The sequence below is a fragment of the Stenotrophomonas sp. STK17_22 genome, from assembly GCF_051983905.1.
Classification (GTDB): domain Bacteria; phylum Pseudomonadota; class Gammaproteobacteria; order Xanthomonadales; family Xanthomonadaceae; genus Stenotrophomonas; species Stenotrophomonas maltophilia_A.
In genome coordinates this window covers 1,294,727-1,315,344 of sequence record NZ_CP197010.1, presented here as the reverse complement: position 1 = coordinate 1,315,344, position 20,618 = coordinate 1,294,727, and the positions used below count along the sequence as shown (strand labels likewise).

At 66.8% G+C, this 20,618-nt stretch carries 15 protein-coding genes and 1 tRNA gene; 6 read left to right on the top strand and 10 right to left on the bottom strand.

Going from position 1 to position 20,618, the window contains the following annotated elements; all coding sequences use genetic code 11:
• Window positions 1-43: 43 nt before the first annotated feature.
• From ACSYS9_RS05970 to ACSYS9_RS05960, 3 genes are all read right to left on the bottom strand, one after another.
• Window positions 44-119: transfer RNA gene (locus tag ACSYS9_RS05970), tRNA-Thr, on the bottom strand.
• Window positions 120-169: 50 nt separating this feature from the next.
• Window positions 170-1,174 carry a 2-hydroxyacid dehydrogenase gene (locus ACSYS9_RS05965; RefSeq protein WP_071227736.1) on the bottom strand — a complete coding sequence of 335 codons (1,005 nt, stop codon included), beginning with the start codon at window positions 1,172-1,174 and terminating at the stop codon, window positions 170-172.
• Between the two features lie 97 nt (window positions 1,175-1,271).
• Complete coding sequence (locus ACSYS9_RS05960) at window positions 1,272-4,145, bottom strand: autotransporter domain-containing protein (RefSeq protein ID WP_071227737.1); 2,874 nt, start codon at window positions 4,143-4,145, stop codon at window positions 1,272-1,274.
• Window positions 4,146-4,431: 286 nt separating this feature from the next.
• On the opposite strand from ACSYS9_RS05960, the gene ACSYS9_RS05955 reads away from it, so the two are divergent.
• From ACSYS9_RS05955 to ACSYS9_RS05935, 5 genes are read left to right on the top strand one after another with little or no spacing between them, the layout of a single operon-like run.
• Complete coding sequence (locus ACSYS9_RS05955; protein WP_235202849.1) at window positions 4,432-4,911, top strand: RNA polymerase sigma factor; 480 nt, start codon at window positions 4,432-4,434, stop codon at window positions 4,909-4,911.
• Entirely contained in the window at window positions 4,908-5,876 is a 969-nt protein-coding gene (locus ACSYS9_RS05950) for a FecR family protein (RefSeq protein WP_049424370.1), read from the top strand. Before ACSYS9_RS05955 ends, ACSYS9_RS05950 begins: the two co-directional genes overlap by 4 nt.
• A gap of 11 nt (window positions 5,877-5,887) precedes the next feature.
• A complete protein-coding gene (locus ACSYS9_RS05945; protein ID WP_071227738.1) occupies window positions 5,888-8,686 on the top strand; it encodes a TonB-dependent receptor plug domain-containing protein in 2,799 nt (932 codons plus the stop codon).
• Between the two features lie 46 nt (window positions 8,687-8,732).
• Complete coding sequence (locus ACSYS9_RS05940) at window positions 8,733-9,689, top strand: hypothetical protein (RefSeq protein WP_071227739.1); 957 nt, start codon at window positions 8,733-8,735, stop codon at window positions 9,687-9,689.
• Window positions 9,686-10,405: a hypothetical protein gene (locus ACSYS9_RS05935; RefSeq protein ID WP_032127576.1), complete on the top strand. Its 720-nt coding sequence runs from the start codon at window positions 9,686-9,688 to the stop codon at window positions 10,403-10,405. Before ACSYS9_RS05940 ends, ACSYS9_RS05935 begins: the two co-directional genes overlap by 4 nt.
• A gap of 83 nt (window positions 10,406-10,488) precedes the next feature.
• On the opposite strand, the gene ACSYS9_RS05930 is transcribed toward ACSYS9_RS05935, so the two are convergent.
• From ACSYS9_RS05930 to murJ, 7 genes are all read right to left on the bottom strand, one after another.
• Window positions 10,489-11,154, bottom strand: a complete 666-nt coding sequence (locus ACSYS9_RS05930; protein ID WP_071227740.1) for a lysoplasmalogenase — start codon at window positions 11,152-11,154, stop codon at window positions 10,489-10,491.
• A complete protein-coding gene (locus ACSYS9_RS05925; RefSeq protein ID WP_071227741.1) occupies window positions 11,151-13,034 on the bottom strand; it encodes a M61 family metallopeptidase in 1,884 nt (627 codons plus the stop codon). Before ACSYS9_RS05925 ends, ACSYS9_RS05930 begins: the two co-directional genes overlap by 4 nt.
• A 157-nt stretch (window positions 13,035-13,191) precedes the next feature.
• The gene (gene ispH, locus ACSYS9_RS05920) at window positions 13,192-14,142 is read right to left on the bottom strand and encodes a 4-hydroxy-3-methylbut-2-enyl diphosphate reductase (protein ID WP_049424359.1); all 951 of its coding nucleotides are present in this window, start codon (window positions 14,140-14,142) and stop codon (window positions 13,192-13,194) included.
• A 27-nt stretch (window positions 14,143-14,169) separates the two neighbouring features.
• Complete coding sequence (gene lspA, locus ACSYS9_RS05915; RefSeq protein WP_049424357.1) at window positions 14,170-14,694, bottom strand: signal peptidase II; 525 nt, start codon at window positions 14,692-14,694, stop codon at window positions 14,170-14,172.
• On the bottom strand, window positions 14,694-17,525 hold the full coding sequence (gene ileS / locus ACSYS9_RS05910) for an isoleucine--tRNA ligase (RefSeq protein WP_071227742.1): 2,832 nt from the start codon (window positions 17,523-17,525) through the stop codon (window positions 14,694-14,696). The genes lspA and ileS overlap by 1 nt, the downstream gene beginning before the upstream one ends.
• On the bottom strand, window positions 17,522-18,469 hold the full coding sequence (locus ACSYS9_RS05905; protein WP_032127582.1) for a bifunctional riboflavin kinase/FAD synthetase: 948 nt from the start codon (window positions 18,467-18,469) through the stop codon (window positions 17,522-17,524). Before ACSYS9_RS05905 ends, ileS begins: the two co-directional genes overlap by 4 nt.
• A 75-nt stretch (window positions 18,470-18,544) precedes the next feature.
• Window positions 18,545-20,149, bottom strand: coding sequence for a murein biosynthesis integral membrane protein MurJ (gene murJ / locus ACSYS9_RS05900; RefSeq protein ID WP_049462332.1), 1,605 nt, complete (start codon window positions 20,147-20,149; stop codon window positions 18,545-18,547).
• Window positions 20,150-20,266: 117 nt separating this feature from the next.
• Between murJ and rpsT the strand changes: the two genes are divergently transcribed.
• Window positions 20,267-20,536: a 30S ribosomal protein S20 gene (gene rpsT / locus ACSYS9_RS05895; RefSeq protein WP_005408560.1), complete on the top strand. Its 270-nt coding sequence runs from the start codon at window positions 20,267-20,269 to the stop codon at window positions 20,534-20,536.
• Window positions 20,537-20,618 lie beyond the last annotated feature (82 nt).

The window sequence follows — 20,618 nt, the reverse complement described above, 5'->3', positions numbered from 1 at the left end:
AAAACGAAAAGCCCCGACCAAGGCCGGGGCTTTTCATTACAACTGGTGCCGGAAACAGGAGTCGAACCTGCGACCTACGCATTACGAATGCGCCGCTCTACCAACTGAGCTATTCCGGCGGAGCCCGCGATTTTACGGGCTGGGCGCCCCGGCGGTCAATCCACCCGGCTCAGCCCGCCTCCACCCGGTTCGCACACAGCCGCCCCTCGGCGAAATCCTGCAGGTTCCCCAGCGTGATCGCCGAGATCTCCTGCAGCGCCTCCACGGTGAAGAAGCCCTGGTGGCCGGTCACCAGCACGTTGGGGAAGGTCATCAGGCGCTGGAAGGCCTCGTCGTCGATGATCTCGCCGGACAGGTCCTGGAAGAACAGCGCGCTTTCCTGCTCGTACACGTCGATGGCCAGATGACCCAGCCGGCGCGACTTCAGCGCGCGGATCACCGCATGGGTATCGACCAGTGCGCCGCGCGACGTATTGACCAGCATCGCGCCCGGCTTCATCCGCGCCAGCGACGCATCATTGATCAGGTGATGAGTCTCAGGCGTCAGCGGGCAATGCAGCGACACGATGTCGGCACGCGCCAGCAGTTCATCCAGCCCGGCCATTTCGCCGATACCGCCGAACGCGGGTGACGGATAAGGATCGTGCCCCAGCACGGTGCAGCCCATGCCGTTGAAGATGCGCGCGGTGGCCAGCCCGATCTTGCCGGTACCCACAATGCCAACCGTGCGGCCATGCAAGGTGCGTCCGAGCAGGCCATCGAGCATGAAGTTGCCCTCGCGCACGCGGTTGTAGGCGCGATGAGTCTGCCGGTTGAGGGTCATCACCAGCGCCAACGCATGCTCGGCCACCGCCTCCGGGGAATAGGCCGGTACGCGTGCGACGAACAGATCCAGCGCTTTCGCGGCTGCCAGGTCCACATTGTTGAAGCCGGCACAGCGCAGCAGTACGGCCCGCACGCCCATCGCATGCAGGGCGTGCAGCACCGGCGCATCCAGGCGGTCGTTGACGAACACGCATACGGCTGCGCAATCCTGCGCCAGCGCGGCCGTGTGCACGTCCAGCGCCACATCGAAGTACACGAACGCAAAGCCGTCCCCAGCCGCATCGCGCTGGTTCGCCTCATCAAGGAAACGACGGTCGTAGGGACGGGCACTGAAGACGGCGATCTGCATGGACGGGCCTGGGTGGAATGGCAGACCGACCATACCGCAGCAGCACCCGCGTTGGGATGGCACCGGCGATGCCGTCATCGCCGGTGCCGGGTGCCACTTAGAACTTGTAGCCCAGGCCCAGCATCACGCCGTTCTGGATCTGCCCGTCGCGGCGCTCACCCACGTAATCGGCCATGATCGACAGCCGCTCGCTGGCACGGCTGGTCACACCCAGGTTCCAGGCCAGCACCTGCTCGCCCACCGCCTGGCTGCTGGCGCCGAACACCAGATCCGGTGCCGCGGCGAAGCCGGTGCTGTAGCGGGCCTGCGAATCGCCCAGTTCCTTCTGCCAGACCACCCGCGCGCGCGGGGTGATGCGCTCGCCGTTGTTGCCTTCGAAGGTCTTGAACAGCTGCAGGCCCGCACCCACGCGGATGCTCTCCAGGCTGCCGCTGCGGCCAACCAGCGCACCGGCGCCCTGCCCTTCGTTGAAGCGGGTGGCCGAGGTGCGCGCGTAGTCCACCACCGGCAGCAACGGCTGGATCACCAGGCCCTTGCCGGTGGTGAAGGAGAACGCATGTTCCACCCGTGCGGAGATCGCATCGTTGCTGTACTTGGCGCGCAGCGGCTGCTGCAGGCCATCGATGCCGTTGATGCTGCGACGCGTATCGTGGCGCAGATCGGTGTAGCGCACGGCCGCCGACAGATAGCCGCGCGCGTACGTCGCGTCGAGGTAGCCGCCCACGTCCAGCGCACGCACGTCACCAGTGAAACCAGAGCCATCGCTGGCCTTGGTCGACATGTCCGCCGCGGCCACGCTGACGCCCAGGGTCACGCGGTCATCGGCCACGCGGGTATCGGCACCGACCACGATGCCACCGATGGTGTGGCTCAGGCCGGCCACGCCACCGTCGGCATCGAGGCGGCCATGGCTGGCGAAACCACGCGCCCAGATGCCATGGCTGCGTCCAGCATCACCGCTGCCCGCAACGCTGCCCGACGCCGGCTCGACCAGGTGCATCGCCAGCTGGTTGAACAGGCTGCCATGGCGCATGCCCGGCTGGGAGGAGACCGACTGTGCCACCTGCGAGGCCAGGCCATCGGCATCACCGCCGCTGCGCATGGCCGACTGGTGCTGCTGCACGACGTTGCCGATACTGCCCACCAGCGCGGTGTCGGCCAGTCGCAGGCTGGCGTGCGCATCACCGCGCAGGGCACCGGCCTGTTGTGCGATCACATCGCGGTCGGCGAACTGCAGTGCGCCCAGCAGCGATCTCAGTCCCTTGTCCTGGCGATCGGAGGCGGTCGCCAGCGCGCGGCCCAGGCCGTCGCCGGACGTACCGTTGGCAAACAGGCCCAGCTGGTCGAAGCCCGGGTTGGCGGTCAGCCACAGGCCATCGGCCGTCTGCTTCACGTTGAAGCTGAGCAGTGAATTGTGGCGCGGGCGGAACACTTCACCGGCAGTGATGCTGGCACTGTATCCGGCGTCCCCCAGCCGCACGACATCCTGGAAGCCCCCCTGGTAGATCGGCCCTTCCACCAGATCGCGGCGGTAGGCACTGGCATAGAAGCCCTGGGCCACATTCAACGCAAGGTGTGCGCCCTGCGCGATCACCAGCGCGCCCTCCTCGGTGCCGCCATCGTAGAAGCTGCCGACGCGCAGGCGGCCATTGCCGGTACCACCGGTTTCGGTAACATCGAACAACACCTGGCCGCCGGGCATGATGTTGACGTAGCCGTGGGTCACCAGGTCCCCACCGCGCGGCATCAGCGTGCCGAACACGCGCAGGCGGTTGAAGCCATCTTCGCGGTAGGACGGGCCGGTGCCATCCAGCAGCGCATCGCTGTCGGTGCCGACCGATGCGATATCACCGTGGCCGACCACGATGCTGCCCGGCATCACCCGCAGCTCGGGGGTGCGCAGCGCACCACCCTCCAGTGCGATGGTGCCGTTGTCCACCAGAATGAAATCGGCGCCGGTGGTTTCAGCGGTGCGCCAGGTGGCGCCATTGCTGACACGGATCACGCCGGCGGAGTTGGCCAGGGTCGAGGCATCCAGATCGGCCAGCCGCAGCTGGCCGCGCAGTTCATCCTGGAGGTCGGGGTCGGCGAGCAGCTGCTGCAACGACTGCGCGCCGATACCGTTCGCCCCCCGCGTGGAGAAGTTGTACAGGCTCACCGCATAGTTGATGTAGGTGCTGGCCCAGTCGGTGTTCCAGCGCGCGAAATCGTCGTCGACAAAGGCCTGCAGCTGGCGCGCGGTACGAAGGTAGCCCGGGTTGATGTCGCCGCTGACGTTGCTGGTGACACGAAGGGTGTCGCCCGGATCGCGATAGCCCGCCGTGTTGATGATGCTGTTGCTGCGGATGTCCTGGCCCGGGAATGACTCCAGCTTGCTCCCACTGCCATCCGGATCGAAGGTAACCGACGTACCCGTGGTACGCGCCGGGTCGCGGAATACCAGCAGGCCATTGGGCTGCACCACTTCATACATGGCCTTGTGCAACAGGCCCGCATCCATGCCGCCGCCGTAGTTGCCTGTGTAGATCTGGGTCATGCGCGCCGACGGCGCATAGGTGATCCTGCCACCACTGCTGGCGGCATGGATCTGCACCGAGTCGACCAGCGGCAGATCGCCGCCGAGGTAACGGTTGACGCCACCGGACTGCATGATCGAGCAGGACGAAATGCAATGGCCGGACACGATGGTGTCCAGGCCCTGGGTACGGATCACCGCCTGCAGCCACTCGCCGGCAATCAGCGCGCCACCGTTGGACGTTCGCAGCACGACTTCGCGGATCGGACGGCCTTCAGCCTGCGCCTTGGCCAGCAGTGCGGGCAGCGCCACCACATCGGCGACGGTGACGCCGCCGCTGAGGAAGACGCGATCGTCCTGCACGTGATAACTCATTGCCATGACGTCATCAGCTGCCGCGATGGCGCCAACGCCCATCAGCCCGGCCAGGGCCAGGCTCAACTTCGAATACTTCATGCGTTCTCTCTCTCCACCCGCAACACGCGGGTAGAACGATCAACGCCGCAGCGGGGCGATCTCCCCCAGTGGAACGGATCCTGAAAAATGAATACATTCACAATAAGAATCCGATCGATGCACACTCTTCCCCATCCGGTCATCGTCGCGTAAAACTCGATGACGCATTCGCCACCGACAGTCGAGGCCAGCCCTGTCCACCCCGTCTCCCCTGATCCATCGCGCGCCGGAGCCGCCCGCACCTGCGGATGCCTTCATCGCGTTCGTACGCGAAGAGCGCGCACCGCTGTGCGCGTTCCTGCGCACGCGGGGGGTCGGGCCTGAGGATGCGGAGGATATCGCGCAGGACTGCATGGAGCGGCTGATCCGCTATCGCGCACAGGGCCCGGACGAACTGCGCCTGCTGCTGTATCGTATCGCCCGCAACCGCCTGGCAGACCGCGGACGCTCGCCGCAGTCGCGGCCGCATCTGCCGCTGGCCGAACACGATGGCAGCGACGAACCGCCCAGTTCCTCGCCCGATCCATTGCGCCAGGCCGAGTCAGGGCAGATGCTGTCCCTGCTGCGGCAGGCCCTGTTCAAGCTGCCCGAACGCGCACGCGAGGTCTATCTGCTCAACCGCATCACCGGCATGAGCTACACGCAGATCGCGCGGCATTGTGGAATTACTGCCAAGACCGTGGAAAAACATATCGCCCGGGCCCTGCAGGGCCTGCGTCAGGAGTTGGGATCGGATCCGCTGCACAACGACAGGGACGGCCAATGAGTGGCACCCCGCACAGGAATGATGCACAGCTGTTTGAACGCGCCAGCGCCTGGGTAGCCCGCCTGGAAGCCCCGGACTGCACATCGGCCGAACGCGAAACGTTCGAGGACTGGCTGGCCGAAGATCCGGCCCACGTCAAAGCCTGGGTGCAGGCCGAAACCCTGTTCCAGCAGGGTGCGGAGCTTGCGGCTGACCCCTGGCTGCGCACCGCCGCGGCACGGGCGGCGCGTCCGCCGCGCCGGCGCTGGTTGCCGGGCGTGGCCGCTGCCGCCGGTGTCTGCATGGCGATCGGCATCGGCTGGATGGTTGCCGTCGACGGCAACCCGACGCCACAGGTCTACGCCAATGATTCGCACCAGGCACAGCAGCAGACGCTGGCCGATGGCAGCGTCGCCATGCTGGATGCCGGCACCACCCTCCGCGCCCGCTTCGGCTGGCGTCATCGTGATCTGGTGCTGGAGCGGGGTCGGCTGCAACTGCAGGTCGCTCCGTCGAACAAGGCGCTGCAGCTGCACGCCGGCGGCAGTACGATCCGCGACATCGGCACGACCTTCCAGGTGGAACGCCTGCGCGATGGTCTGGTCGAGGTCGCGCTGCTGGAAGGTGCCGTGGAAGTCAGCAACGGCGCAGCGCAGCACACGCTGGCACCCGGCCAACAGCTGCAGGTATTGCCCTCCGGCCGTATCCAGCCGGGCCCTGCCCTCTCGTCCAACGCAGCCGCTGAAGGCTGGCTGCGTGGGCAACTGGTGTTCGATGCCACGCCACTGTCGATCGTGGTCGAGCGCATGAACCGTTATGGCCGCACGCCACTGGTGATCGTCGATCCGGAGATCACCGACCTGGCGGTAAGCGGCACCTTCCGCGCCGGTGATGCACAGGAGCTGCTGTCGGCGCTGGAACTGGGTTGGTCCGTGGCTGGCCAGACGCGTCCGGATGGCGCGCTGGAACTGCGCCGCACCTACTGAGGAGACCGGCAGTGAAGGCAGGTCCGGGTGCGCTGCAGTGGGGGCTGCTCCGCGCCCTGCTATGCCTTGCACTGGGTGTTGCCGCACTACCGATGGCCGATGCCGGCGAGCCCGCCGGCACGCTGGAGATCGACGTGGGCGCCGGCCCACTGGTGCCGGCACTGCAGCAATGGGCCCGGCAGAGTGGCACCGCCCTGCTGTTCGACGCACGTGAACTGGATGATCTGCGCACCGGCGGCAGCCGTGACCAACGCGATACCGGGGCCTCCCTGAAGCAGCTGGTCGCCGGCCTGCCGGTCAACATCCTGCGCACTTCATCCGGTGCCTTTGTCGTGCGGCGCGTCCATCCCGAGCCCCCTGCCACGCCGCCGAAAGCGGTCGCAGCCCCGCGCCTGCCGCGCCCGGCTCCCAAGTCCGCCGACACGCCACACCAGGTGGAACTGGCGCCCATCCATGTCACCGGCAGCCGGCTGCCGCGCTCTTCGGTGCAGACCACACTGCCGGTCACCACCATCGATCGCGACGATATCCTGCGCAGCGGCTACGGCAATCTGTTCGACCTGCTGCGGCACCTGCCCGGCATGAACGGCCATCCGGCCATGAGCACCTCGCGCGGCGGCGATTCGCAGTACCTGCCGGTGGGCGCAGCGGCCACCACCAGTCTCGACGGCATGGGCCCGCGGGCGACGCTGTTCCTGGTCAACGGCCGGCGCCTGCCGCGCTATCCGATGGTGTCGCTGGAACAGGGTGGGCTCACCGACCTCGGCGGCATTCCGCTGAGCTTCGTCGACCGCATCGAACTGGTACGCGGTGGTGCCTCGGCCATCTATGGGGCCGACGCCATGTCCGGCGTGGTCAACATCATCCTGCGCGACCAGGCCGATGGGCCCGAAGCCATGCTGCAGACCGGGCTCAGCAGCCGCGGCGATGCGGGCCAGTACCGCCTGCAGGCCGCCACGGGCGGCGCGCGTGGCAACGGGGACCGCTGGTTTGCCGGACTCGATCTGCACCGTGTCGAACATGTCGCCGGTGACCAGCGTGACTGGCACGCGGAAACCTCGCTGTATCCGATCGGCGCGATCTTCGGCAACTGGTACGTGCCCGCCCGGCGCTGCGAGCCGCCCCTGAAGCGGCGCGAGGATGGCTGCTGGTTTGACAGCGCGCGGCCGCGGTCGCTGCAGCCCGCCTCGGATACCGCGTCGGCCTTCCTGCACTACCGGCATGAACGTGGTGAGGGACGCTATGCCTATGTCGAGGCGCGGGCCAGTCACAACCGCCAGCGCTTCGATCTGGGCCCGACCGCCGTTGCGGTGGTCTCGCGCGGAATCACCTTCAACAGTGTGCTGCGTGAGGCCGGCAACGTGCGCCCCAGCGTCCGCGCCACCGATGCCGACCTTACCTTCGGCATCGGCCGCGACCAGGGCCGGCGCAGCTGGGAGGCGGGCATCAGCGCGCAGCGCAGCGACGTGACCTTGTCCACTGCAGGCACCGTGCGCACGACACGCCTGCTTGAAGCAACGCAGGCGCGCAGGTTCACTCCCGGTTTCGACGCGCCGCCGGCGGCCGAGGCGGACACGCTGTTTCCGTCCATCCGCAACCGCGGCAGCACCGCACAATGGCAGGGCTGGTGGGGCGTGCAGCGTGAGCTGATGGCAATGCCCGGCGGCAATGCGCAGCTGGCCACCGGCATCGACCTGCGCCATGAACGCTGGACCTCGCGCCCGGACGCACTGCTGAGTCAGGGCGACCTTGCGCTGGGCCTGCCACAGCAGCGACGCCGCCTGTCGCGACAAAGCAGTGGCGTCTACGCCGAGCTGGGCCTGCCGCTGGCCCCCACGTTGCGCGCGGACCTGGCTGCACGCTGGGACCGCGACGGCGGCTTCATGGCGTTCTCGCCTCGTGCCGGGCTGCGCTGGAGCCCGACGCCGCACTGGTCGTTCCTGCTGGCCAGCGGGCGCGGCTATCGTGCACCGAGCCTGTTCGAGCAACGGCGGCCTCCCGGCTACTTCGGCTCGATCACGCTTCCGGTGTCCAGTGCCCTTCCGGAATGTGCGATCGCCACGCGTGGTGGCGGCTGCAGCGTCACGGCCAACGTGGTTGAGAACGATGCACTGAAGGCCGAGCGATCACGCAGCCATTCGCTGGCAGCCACGTGGACGCCCAACGACACATTCTCGCTGTCGCTGACCCACAACATCGTGGAACTGCGCAACGAGATCCTCGCCCTGCAGCCGAGCGATGCGGTGTGGAACCGCAGCACGTGGGAACTGGATGAAGACGGCCACCTGGGCAGCCTGCGCCTGTCGTTCGACAACATCGGCCGCACCACCTCCCGCAACTGGGTGCTGCGTGGCGAGTACCGCATCGACAGCGGCAGCAACGGCCAATGGTTGTTTTCGCTCGATGCGCTGAAGCAGCAGGAACTGCTTCGCCGCCGTGACCATGAGGCCGCCGTGGACCTGCGTGGTCATGTGACACCCGAGCTGGCTGCGGTGTTGAACGTGCAATGGCAGAACAGCAACTGGGACATCGCGCTGCGCGGCAACCAGATCGGGCGCACGCGTGCCTGGCTGCCGGGGGCGGAGTGCCCGCAGAAGCAGGTCGACCGGAACCACTGCATGAACCCACGGCAGCTGCGCTGGAACCTGCACCTCGCACGCCGGCTGGGGCCGCGCATCGTTGCAGCGCTGGACGTGCACAACGTGCTGGACACGCAACCGGTGAACTATCTGGTCGGCAATGGCGGGCAGATGCCCGGGCTGGACGATCCGCTCGGCCGCTACTACCTGCTTACCCTGCAGTTCCGCTGAAGCGTAGTAATCTACGCGCCCTGTTCCACCGCGGTCCCCTTCCCCCATGAAAGCCTATCTCTGGTTCTGGGGCGCGTTCCTGCTGTTCTTCGCGTTGCCTTTTCCCTGCATTCTCTATTTCGGCACTTCGTGGCCGGTAGCGCTGGTCGACCGCAGCGCACCGTGGCTGGCACTGTTGCTGCTCGCACTGTCGATGGTGCTGTGGCTGATGCTGCTGTTCGCCTTCCTGCACTACCTGTTGCTGGGGCCGCCACGCGCACTGCACCGGGTGCAGTCGATCCTGGCCGACGGTGAACCGCGCAGTGCGCTGATCGAGCAGGCCGAACAGACCGGCGTGCAGGTACGTGGGTTCGCGCAATGGAAACTGCAGTTGTCCTTCAAGAACCTGTCCGGTACGCCGGTCCGCGAACAGATGCTGGTGGTCGACAGCAAACCCCAGCTGCATCGCTTCGAGGTGGGCAGGCACATCGATGCGCGCCTGGGCCGGACACCCGGAGCATTCCCCAACATCGTGCTGGACGGTGCCCAGCCCGAACTGAATGTCGCCAGCCTGTGGCGGCGCGGCATCGGTGCAGCACTCGGCATCGCCGTCGTTGCCGCTGCCTATGTGTGGGCCTACCAGCTGCAGAGCGAGGGGCTGGGCTGGACCTTCCTGTCGTTCGGTCACCCGCTGCTGGTGTGCCCGCTGGTGCTGTGTGGCTATGCGCTGGGCCTGCGCCTGCTCGGCCGCCTGCTGCACGCCGATGCCCGCGGCGATGCGCTGAAGTATCGCGGCATCGGCGTGGAGGCCAGGGTGTTGAAGGTGCGTCAGACCGGCACCTACCTCAACGAACAGCCGCAGGTGGAGTTCCAGCTGGAATACATCGACCGCGAAGGCAACGTGCAGCAGGCTCGCGTGCGCCGCTTCATCCCGCTGATTGAACTGGCCAACATCCCGCGCGAGCATGTGACGCTGCTGTACGACCCGGATGACCGCAGCAACGTGCGCCTGGAGGGAGTATGAAACAGCCACCCTCAACCCGCACCGTGTTCCTGGTACTGCTGCTGGTTCTGGCGGGCGTGGCCGTTGCCGGAGGCGCCCTGCAGACCATCAGCGAAACGCTGGGGCATTCGGTACAGCCGGACCGGTTGCCCGCGTCCGTCTCGTCCCAGTCGCCGCGCGAACAATCCGCATCGCTTGTGCCGTCCCCGGCGCCCTTCCCCGCCGCGAGCACCGCTGGAGCGCCCGAGCGCAACAACCGCCTGTTCGATGCGGACTACCTGCTGGCTGCCCGTCAGGCACTGGAGCAGATGCCAGCGCTGGCCGGCCAGAGGCTGACGGTCTTCCACAGCATCCACTTCTACGACGATGGCCGCATCAACCTCGATCTGGTCGATCCGCAACAGCCGGGCCACGTCGACAGCTATCACTTTGAACGTGGCCAATGGCGCAAGGGCAATCCGGTGAACCCGCAGCAGTTTGCGCCGACCATCAGCCTGCAGCGCAGCAGCACATCCCTGGCCAGCATCGATTTCGAGGCTGTTCCGCGCGTGGCGCAGGCGCTGCAGGAACAGCGCAATGCACTGCAGAACCCCGCATCTGAAGTCGGCCACGTCTACGTGATCGTGCGCAAAGCCGGCAAGCTGGTATGGCTGCCGGACGAAGTCGCCGGTGACCGCGAATCCGTGCGCCTGCAGTTCGATGCGCAGGGCGCCCTGCGCGGCGTGAGCCGCCGGTAGGCCACACAAAAAAGGGGACGGAGGGGATTAAGTCGTATGTGCCTTGGTGCGGTTTGCAACTTAATCCCCTCCGTCCCCTTTTTCTATTTCACCGAGCGCGCGATGGCGTACTGCGCGGCGTAGTACGTGGACAGCACCAGCAGGCTGGCCAGCGGCAGGCCACCGGCGAAGCGGTCCCAGGCCAACAGGGAATCGCTGGCGACGAACAGCAATGCACCTGCCGCAGCCCAGCGGGCGCTTCGGGCTTCCACGGCATCGGGCTGCGGGCGGCGCCACTGCCGTGCCAGGGCCAGCACCGCCATCGATGCCAGCACCACCACGTACGCCAGCACCGGAATACGCATCGGTGCGGGCAGGTGTGGCCACAGGCCCAGCACGTTGAGCACGGCAAACGCACCGAGCAGGACGCTGGCGCCGACCAGCCCACGCCCGGCACGCAGGCCTCCGCGGAAGGCGATGATGTAGCAGACATGCGCCAGCAGGAATGCGACCAGCCCTGGTACGAACGCATCCATCGGCAGCATCAATGCGATATCGCCCACGCACGAGAGCAGCATGCCGGCCAGCACCGCACGCCGATAGAACGGCTGCACCGGATCATGCACGCCCCAGACGATGGCAGCGATCAGCAGCGTGGTGGCCGGCTTGGCCAGCCAATGCAGCCAGCGCCCATCGCCATGCAGGAACGCGCCGATGATGGCGAAGACCGCCATCAGCAGGATCACGCCATCGCGGGCACGCGGTTTCATCGCGCCTTCCACAGGTCCGCCAGGCGGTCAGGCTTGCCGGCGATGCGCTCCAGCACCGGGTACTGCAGGCCACCGTGGTAGGCGATGCTCATCGTTTCGATGCGATCGAACTGCTTCACCAGCAACACGATCGGCGCCTTGTCCTTTGCTGCGGCGGCGACTGCATCCTTCAAGCGCTGGCTGCTGTATTCACGGCCGCCAACCGCGATCACCTTCATGCCCGGTGCAAGACCGGCGTTGAACGCCGGGCTGTCCCAGATCACATCGCCGACCACGCCGCTGTCGAGCACGGTCGCGCCCAGCGAATACGCCAGCAGCGCTGCCTTGGCGCGCTTCTCCTGCGCCTTGTAGGCATCGTTCGGGGCATCGCGATAAACCAGCTTCCAGCCCGCCAGTTCCAGGCCGCCGGTCAACGAACCATGGCCGTCCAGACGCCCACGCAGGAACGTCGCCCAGTCATACGGCGCGATGCCGTTCAAGGTCGCGACCACGTCGTCGAAGGTGTAGGGATTGACGTCCCAGTCGCCATTGCCGACGCCGAAGAACGCGCGCGCGAAGTCGTCGAGGCTGCGGCGGTTGCCGCTCAGTTTGCGCAGCTTGCCCTCCACTTCCAGCCACAGCATCTGGCCGCCGGAGTAGTAGTCCTCGCTCATCTGGTAGTTGCGGTAGGGCAACGTGCGGCGCTGGGCGATGGTCGGGTCGTTGGTGGTGTCCTGCAGCGGCCGCCAGGCCAGGCCCGGGCGACCACGGTCATAGGTCGCGGCCACGTTGGCCAGCATGTCGCGCGCCTGTGTGGTCGACCACAGGCCCGAACGCGCCGCCAGCACCTGGCCCCAGAACTGGGTCTGGCCCTCGTACACCCACAGCAGGCTGTCGCCCATCGGCACGTTGAAGTTGGCGGTGGCCAGATCGGCGCCGCGACGGTACTTCCCGTTCCACGAATGGGTGTACTCATGCGGCAGCAGGTCGCGCATCCACGCGTTGCTGTCCCACTCTGTGAAGTAGCCTGGATCGGCACTGTTCTCGCTGGAGCGGTGGTGCTCCAGGCCGATGCCGCCGAGGCGGTCGGTCAACGCCAGCAGGAATTCATAGTGGTTGTAGTGGCGCGCACCGTAGAGCTTGTCGGCCTGCTGCACCAGCGCGCGGTGCATCGCGATCTGTGCCTCGCTCGGCTTCAGCGACTTTGCGTCGTCGGCGAACACATTGAGGTGCACCGGCACCTTCGCACCCGGGTCGAGATCGATGCGCTGGTAGTGCTCGCCGGCGAACAACGGCGAATCGACCAGATGGTCATACGAGATCGGCTTGAAGACGACGGTATCGCCATCGCGTCGCGCGGTTTCCAGCGCGGTGGCGAATGACCAGCTCTTGGGCAGGGTCACGCTGGCCTGCGCCTGCAGGTTGCGCGCATCGACGCCGGCCGGATACAGCGAATTGGCGTTCCACTGCAGGTTGAGCATTTCCGGGGTCATCACCACCCGGCCCTGGCTGCCGCCCTGCGAGGACAGGAAATCGAAGTGGGCGACGATCTCGCTCACGCCCTCGGGCACGTTCACCTTGAACGCATAGACGTTGAACTGGTCGCGCTGCCAGGCCAGCGGCTTGCCGTTGGCCGTCACGCGCAGGCCGGCCAGTTTGTCGATCGGGCCGGTGGGCGAATGGTTGCCGGGAATCCACTGCGGGTACAGCAGGGTCATCGGGCCGGGCTTGGCCGGCACCGTGGCGGTCACCTTGAAGATGCGCCGGGCCAGGTCACGCGCGTCCACGTCGATGCGCAGCAGGCCGGGAGCCGCCGCGTCCGCCGGCGGCGAGGTCTGCGCCAGTGCAGGCGTGGCGGCCAGCGCGAACAGCACGGACATCACCAGGGCACGGGTCTTCATCGGGCAGGTTCCAACAACGGAGAATTTTCCGATGCTAGGCCTGTGCAGTGCCCGGCCCCATGGCCAAAGGTCATGGTCGGTGGCGCTCCGGCCTGATGTGGCAAAACGCCATCCAACAGTGCGAACCAAGGTTCGCACCCACCAGAGTCAGGCCCGGTCAGTCAACCAGGCGCAGGCGCAGTTCCTTCGGCAGCGCGAACACCATCGATTCCGGTTCGCCGTCCAGCTCGCCCACGCCGCTGGCGCCCAGCTCGGCCAGACGCGCCAGCACGCCATCAACCAGCACCTGCGGCGCCGAGGCACCTGCGGTCACACCGATGTGCTGCTTGCCAACCACCCACTGCGGGTCGATCTCGTGCGCGCCGTCGATCAGGTACGACTCCACGCCCTCACGACGGGCCAGCTCGCTCAAGCGGTTGGAGTTGGAACTGTTCGGCGAGCCGACCACCAGCACCAGGTCGCAGCGCTTGGCCAGATCGCGCACGGCGTCCTGGCGGTTCTGCGTGGCGTAGCAGATGTCGTCGTTCTTCGGGCCCTGCATTGCCGGGAAACGCTCGCGCAATGCATCGATGATGCCGCGCGTATCGTCCACCGACAGCGTGGTCTGGGTGGTATAGGCGAAGTTTTCCGGCTGGTTGATGTGCAGCGTGGCAACCTGCTCGACATCCTCGACCAGATAGATCTGGCCGGTGCCGGCTTCGCGGTTCCACTGGCCCATGGTGCCCTCCACTTCCGGGTGACCGGCGTGGCCGATCAGCACCACGTCACGGCCGGCACGGCAGTGGCGGGCGACTTCGAAGTGGACCTTGGTCACCAGCGGGCAGGTGGCGTCGAACACCTTCAGGCCACGACGCTCGGCCTCCTGGCGCACGGCCTGGGACACGCCATGCGCGCTGAAAATGACCGTGTTGTTGTCCGGCACTTCATCGAGTTCCTCGACGAAGATCGCACCGCGCTGCTTCAGGTCGTCGACCACGAAGCGGTTGTGCACCACTTCATGGCGGACGTAGATGGGCGCGCCCAGCGTTTCGATCGCGCGCTTGACGATCTCGATCGCACGATCGACGCCGGCACAGAATCCACGCGGGTTGGCGAGCAGCACATCCATCAGTTCAGTCTCCCGGCAGCGGCCGGCTTACGGTTTCGGATTGGCATTATCCGCCTTTTTGGCGGACTTGCCGTCGAACAGGCCAAACAGGGCGATGCCGATGGCACCCACCACGATGGCCGAATCGGCGATGTTGAACGAGGGCCAGGTGTAGCTGCCCACGTACCACTGGATGAAGTCGACCACGTGGCCGTGCACCTGGCGGTCGATCACGTTGCCGATGGCGCCACCGATGATCAGCGCGTACGGCACCGCGGCCTTCCAGTTGCCGCGGGCAGTGCTACGCAGCCACCAGGCCATCAGGCCGCTGATGACGATCGCCAACACGGTGAAGAAGTGTTTCTGCCAGCCACCGGCGTCGCTCAGGAAACTGAACGCGGCACCGGTGTTGTAGGTGCGGTACCAGTTCCAGAAGCCGTCGATGACCACCACTGGCTGGAACTCCGGCAGGCTCGACAACACCCAGGCCTTGGACCACTGGTCCAGGCCGATGATGGCGGCCGACAGCAGCAGCCAGACCAGGGCGTTCGGATGCGGACGGGGCGCGGCCATCAGAACCAGCTCCGCACTTCACCGGCGCCGGTGATGTTGCTCACGCAGCGGCCGCACAGTTCCGGGTGGTCGGCGTTGCTGCCGACGTCGGCGCGGTGGTGCCAGCAGCGCACGCACTTGGCCTTGGTGGTCGGCTGGGCGCTGACGAACACCTCGTCGGTGGTCGCCGGGCGCACCTGCACGTCGCCACTGATGAACAGGAAACGCAGTTCATCGGCCAGCGGCTGCCACTTCGCGGCCTGCTCTTCGCTGGCGGCGATGGTGATTTCCGCTTCCAGCGCGGCACCGATCGCGCCGTTGGCACGCATCGGCTCGAGCACCTTGGCCACCTGCTCGCGCACGGCCAGCAGCTGGTCGAAGTCGGCGGCGTTGAGCTGGGCATCGGCCGGCAGCGGCGCCAGGCCGTCGTACCAGGTGGTGAACAGCACATGGCCGGCATGCTCGCCCGGCAGATAGCCCCACAGCTCGTCGGCGGTGAAGGTCAGGATCGGCGCCACCCAGCGGGTGAACGCTTCGGCGATGTGGTACATCGCGCTCTGTGCCGAACGGCGACCGTGCGAATCGGTCGGCATCGTGTACAGGCGGTCCTTGGTCACGTCCAGGTACAGCGAGCCCAGGTCCACGCTGCAGAAGTTCAGCAGCAGCTGCACGATCTCGGCCATGTTGTAGCCGTCGTAGGCCGCCTTGATCTTCTCCTGCAGCTCCCACGCGCGATGCACGATCCAGCGGTCCAGCGCGACCATCTGGTCGAGCGGCTGCAGGTGCTGGGCCGGATCGAAACCGTCCAGGTTGCCGAGCAGGAAGCGTGCGGTGTTGCGCAGGCGACGGTAGGCGTCGGCGTTGCGCTTGAGGATCTCCTGCGACAGCGACATCTCGTTGCTGTAGTCGGCCGAGGCGATCCACAGGCGCAGGATGTCCGCGCCCAGCTTGTTCATGATGTCCTGCGGCTCGATGCCGTTGCCCAGCGACTTGGACATCTTGCGGCCGTGCTCGTCCACGGTGAAGCCGTGGGTCAGGCACTGCTTGTACGGCGCGCGCTTGTCGATCGCCACGCCGGTCAGCAGCGAGGACTGGAACCAGCCGCGGTGCTGGTCGGAACCTTCCAGGTACAGGTCGGCCGGCTTGCCGAAGCCACGCGCCGCAAGCACGCCTTCATGGGTCACGCCCGAGTCGAACCAGACGTCGAGGATGTCGGTGACCTTCTCGTAGTCGGCCGCTTCGGCGCCCAGCAGTTCAGCAGCATCCAGCGAATACCACACGTCGATGCCCTCAGCCTCGACGCGGTCGGCGACCTGCTGCATCAGCTCCACCGAACGCGGGTGGATCTCGCCGGTCTGGCGATGGGTGAACAGTGCGATCGGCACGCCCCAGGTGCGCTGGCGCGAGATGGTCCAGTCCGGACGACCGTCGACCATGCTCTGGATGCGCGCCTTGCCCCAGGTCGGGAACCAGCCGACGGTATCGATGGCGGCCAGCGCATCGTTGCGCAGGTTGGCCTTGTCCATCGAGATGAACCACTGCGGGGTGGCGCGGAACACCACCGGCGTCTTGTGGCGCCAGCAGTGCGGGTAGCTGTGGCGGATCGGGTGGAAGGCCAGCAGCGAACCGTTGTCGCGCAGCACGCTGACGATGGCCTCCTGCGCCTTCCACAGGTGCTGGCCGGCCAGCACCACGTCACCGGCCGGCGGGGTCGATTCCAGGTACACGCCACGGCCGTCGATCGGGGTCACCTGGCCGGCGTTGTACTTGTCCAGCAGGCCGTACTTCTGGCTGACCACGAAGTCTTCCTGGCCGTGGCCGGGGGCGGTGTGCACCGCACCGGTACCGTCCTCGTCGGAGACGTGCTCGCCGTTGAGCACCAGGATCTCGCGCTCCGGGTAGAACGGGTGCGCCAGCAGCTGGTTCTCCAGCGCGGCACCGGTGGTTTCACCGTGCAGCACCACGTTTTCGACGCCATAGCGCTGCAGCGCGCGCTCGGCCAGGGCCGCGGCCAGCACCAGCCAACGGCGCTTGCCGTTGTGCGCCGGGCCTTCGGCCAGCACGTAGTTGATCTCCGCGCCCAGCGACACCGCCAGCGAAGCCGGCAGCGTCCACGGGGTGGTGGTCCAGATCGGCACGGCCACTTCCACGTCAGCCGGCACGCTCACGCCGAACGCCTGGCCGATGGCCTGCGCATCGCGCGCGGCGTAGGCCACGTCGATCGCCGGCGATTCCTTTTCCTGGTACTCGATCTCGGCCTCGGCCAGCGCCGAGCCACAGTCGAAGCACCAGTACACCGGCTTGGCGCCACGCACCAGGTGGCCATTGGCCACGACCTTGGCCAGCGCACGGATCTCGTTGGCTTCGAAGTCGAAGCTCAAGGTCTTGTACGGGTTGTCCCAGTCGCCGGTCACGCCCAGGCGCTTGAAGTCCACGCGCTGGATGTTGATCTGCTCTTCAGCGAACTCGCGGCACTTCTGGCGGAATTCGACGGCGTCGAGCTTGGTGCCGACCTTGCCCCACTTCTTCTCGACCGCGATCTCGATCGGCAGGCCGTGGCAGTCCCAGCCCGGCACGTAGGGCGCATCGAAGCCGGCCAGGTAGCGCGACTTGACGATGATGTCCTTCAGGATCTTGTTGACCGCGTGGCCGAGATGGATGCGGCCGTTGGCGTACGGCGGGCCGTCGTGCAGCACGAACAGCGGGCGGCCGGCGGCGTTTTCGCGCAGCTGCTGGTAGAGCCCCTGCTCTTCCCACCGCGCCAGAATGCCCGGCTCGCGCTTGGGCAGGTCGCCGCGCATCGGGAATTCGGTGGCTGGCAGGTTCAGGGTGGTCTTGTAGTCCTGGCTCACGCAGTGGCTCGCAATCTATGTTCGGAAAGGATGGCGCGCGCCTGTTCGGCATCGCGGTGCATCTGGTCGGTCAGCGCCGCCAGATCATTGAATTTCTCTTCGTCGCGCAGCTTGGCGACGAACTCCACGTCGATGTGGCGCCCGTACAGGTCGCCCTGGAAATCAAACAGGTGCGCTTCCAGCAGCGGCTCCACGCCGTCCACCGTCGGCCGCGTGCCGAAGCTGGACACCGACGGCCACGGCTGGTCGAACACGCCGTGCACCCAGGTCGCGTAGATGCCCGACAGCGCCGGGGTCTTCGGGAACCGCAGGTTGGCGGTGGGGAAGCCCAGCGTGCGGCCGAGCTGGCGCCCACGCACCACCCGCCCGCTGATCGCGTAGGGACGGCCGAGCAGATCGCCGGCACGGGCGAAATCGCCGTCCTGCAGCAGCTGGCGGATGCGGGTGCTGGAGATGCGCTCGCCGTGCAGATCGACCGCTTCGATCTCGCCGGCGCTGAAGCCGAGCTCGGCGCCGAGCTGCTGCAGCAGGGCCAGGTCGCCGCGGCGGCGGTTGCCGAAGCAGAACTCCGGCCCGATCCAGACCTCACGCGCACTCAGGCGATTGACCAGCAACTGGCGCACGAAGGTCTCGGCCGGCATCGCCGCCATCGCCGCGTCGAAACGCAACAGGCCGATCGCATCGACGCCGAGCTCGCGCAGGATCTCGACCTTGCTGCGCGCCAGGGTCAGCCGCGGCGGCGGCGTGCCCTGGGCGAAGAATTCACGCGGCAGCGGCTCGAACGCCACGGCCACCGCGGCCACGCCCAAGGCGCGCGCGCGGGCAACCGCGTGGCGGACCAGCGCACGATGGCCCAGGTGGAGGCCGTCGAATGCACCGATACAGACCACGCTTCCGTTGGGGAACAGCTCCCCGCCCTCGACGCTTCTGAACAGCCTGCTCATCAACTCTCGTTCCGGCCCGACCGGGGCCGCTGCTTCAATGGTGTAACCCTGAAGTATAGCCGCCACGGGCCGCGATCAATGCCCACGCAGGTCGCGCGGGCGGAAGCCCATCGCCAGCATGGCCACCGCATAGGTCGCGCCACCGCCGCCGACCAGCAGCATCAGGCCACCGATACGGTGCCATTTGTCCATGACGGTGAAGTCGGGAACCCAGTGCAGCAGGGCCAACAGCACGCCGACCATGGCCGCACAGGCCAGCAGCAGCCGCACCAGGTAGCCGCCCCAGCCCGGCCGGCGCTGGTAGACATCGGTCTTGCCCAGCCAGTACCAGAGCAGGCCCAGGTTCAGGTAACTGGACAGTGCGCTGGCGATGCCCAGCGCCAGGTGCAGGCCCGGCTGCTTGCCGATGGCCGCCATCACGCCCTGCGCCTTCAGCTCGTCCGGCACCATGACCTGGTAGAGCACGGCCAGCAGGGCGAAGTTGAACACCATGTTGGCCACCAGCGCGGCCACACCGGCACGGACCGGGGTCTTGGTGTCCTGGCGGGCATAGAACGCCGGCAGCACCACCTTCAGCAGGGCGAACGCCGGCAGGCCGAAACTCAGGCCGTACACCGACAGCGCGGTCATGCGGGTATCGAAGGCGGTGAACTGGCGGTACTGGAACAGAGTGGCGATCAGCGGCTCGGCCAGCAGCAGCAGGCCCAGCATGGCCGGCACCGAGATCAGCAGGGTCATCCGCAGGCCCCAGTCCAGCGAGCGCGAGAAACCCTCGCGGTCGGTGCTGACGTGATGGCGGGCCAGCGCCGGCAGGATCACCGTGCCCAGCGCCACGCCGAACACACCCAGCGGCAGCTCCAGGAAACGGTCGGCCAGCGACAGCCACGACTGCGAGCCGTCGGTCAGCTTGGCCGCGATGAGGGTATCCAGCAGCAGGTTGATCTGCGCCACCGACGAACCGAACAGGGTCGGCACCATCAGCGTCAGCACCTTGCGCACGCCCGGATGGCGCCAGCCCCAGCGCGGCAGGGTCAGCAGGTTGATGCCCTTCAGCGAGGGCAGCTGGAACAGCAGCTGCAGGATGCCGGCGGCGAGTACCGCCCAGCCCAGCGCCAGGATCTGTTTTTCCGGGGTGCCGCCCAGCCGCGGCGCCAGCCATAGCGCACCGGCGATCATGCACAGGTTGAGGATGACCGGGGTCAGCGCTGGCATCGCGAAACGCTGGAAGCTGTTCAGCGCGCCACCGGCCAGCGCGGTCAACGAGACGAACAACAGGAACGGGAAGGTCAGGCGGAACAGGTCGACCAGCAGGGTCTGCTTGACCGGGTCGGTATCAGCACCACTCGAGAATGCGACCGCCAGCTGCGGCGCGAAGATCAGCGCCAGCGCGGTAACCAGCATCAGCACCCCACCCAGGGTGCCGGCGGTGCGGGCCATCAGTTCACGCAGCTCGGCATGGCTGCGGGTTTCCTTCACTTCCGTGAACACCGGCACGAAAGCGGTGGCGAAGGAGCCTTCGGCGAACAACCGGCGCAGGAAATTGGGTACCCTGAAGGCAACCCAGAACGCATCGGTAACCGCATTGGTGCCGAACGTGGTGGTGATCACCTGGTCACGGACAAGTCCGAGCACCCGCGAGACCATGGTCATGCTGCTGAACGACAGCAGGCCTCGCAACATCTTCGGTGAACTCACTCAGCGTCCCTCTTGACAATCGACTTGACGTGCATTTCTCGGGCCATCATACTAGCTAGCTTGCTGTTCCCATAACACCGATTTTTTCAGGAAACCACCACCGTGGCCAATATCAAGTCCGCCAAGAAGCGCGCCAAGCAGACCGTCGTGCGCAACGCGCGCAACGTGGCTCAGCGCTCGATGCTGCGCACCGCTGTCAAGAAAGTGATCAAGGCGCTGGACGCCAACGATGCCGCCGGCGCCGAAGCCGCCTTCGCCGTTGCCCAGCCGATCCTGGATCGCTTCAGCGCGCGTGGCCTGATCCACAAGAACAAGGCTGCTCGCCACAAGAGCCGCCTGAACGACCGCATCAAGGCCCTCAAGGCCGCCTGATCCGGCGTTGCCGCCCTGCCCCTTCGGGGGTCGGGCAGCAGACAAGAACCCGGCCCCGGCCGGGTTTTTTGTTGCCTGCGAT

Coding starts and splice junctions, on each gene's coding strand:
- ACSYS9_RS05960 (WP_071227737.1), bottom strand. CDS start 4,145: ATGAAGTATTCGAAGTTGAGCCTGGCCCTGGCCGGGCTGATGGGCGTT.
- lspA (WP_049424357.1), bottom strand. CDS start 14,694: ATGGCCGCGCCCCGTCCGCATCCGAACGCCCTGGTCTGGCTGCTGCTG.
- ACSYS9_RS05965 (WP_071227736.1), bottom strand. CDS start 1,174: ATGCAGATCGCCGTCTTCAGTGCCCGTCCCTACGACCGTCGTTTCCTT.
- ACSYS9_RS05925 (WP_071227741.1), bottom strand. CDS start 13,034: ATGAAGACCCGTGCCCTGGTGATGTCCGTGCTGTTCGCGCTGGCCGCC.
- ispH (WP_049424359.1), bottom strand. CDS start 14,142: ATGGATGTGCTGCTCGCCAACCCGCGTGGATTCTGTGCCGGCGTCGAT.
- ACSYS9_RS05935 (WP_032127576.1), top strand. CDS start 9,686: ATGAAACAGCCACCCTCAACCCGCACCGTGTTCCTGGTACTGCTGCTG.
- ACSYS9_RS05950 (WP_049424370.1), top strand. CDS start 4,908: ATGAGTGGCACCCCGCACAGGAATGATGCACAGCTGTTTGAACGCGCC.
- murJ (WP_049462332.1), bottom strand. CDS start 20,149: ATGTTGCGAGGCCTGCTGTCGTTCAGCAGCATGACCATGGTCTCGCGG.
- ACSYS9_RS05905 (WP_032127582.1), bottom strand. CDS start 18,469: ATGAGCAGGCTGTTCAGAAGCGTCGAGGGCGGGGAGCTGTTCCCCAAC.
- ACSYS9_RS05940 (WP_071227739.1), top strand. CDS start 8,733: ATGAAAGCCTATCTCTGGTTCTGGGGCGCGTTCCTGCTGTTCTTCGCG.
- ACSYS9_RS05930 (WP_071227740.1), bottom strand. CDS start 11,154: ATGAAACCGCGTGCCCGCGATGGCGTGATCCTGCTGATGGCGGTCTTC.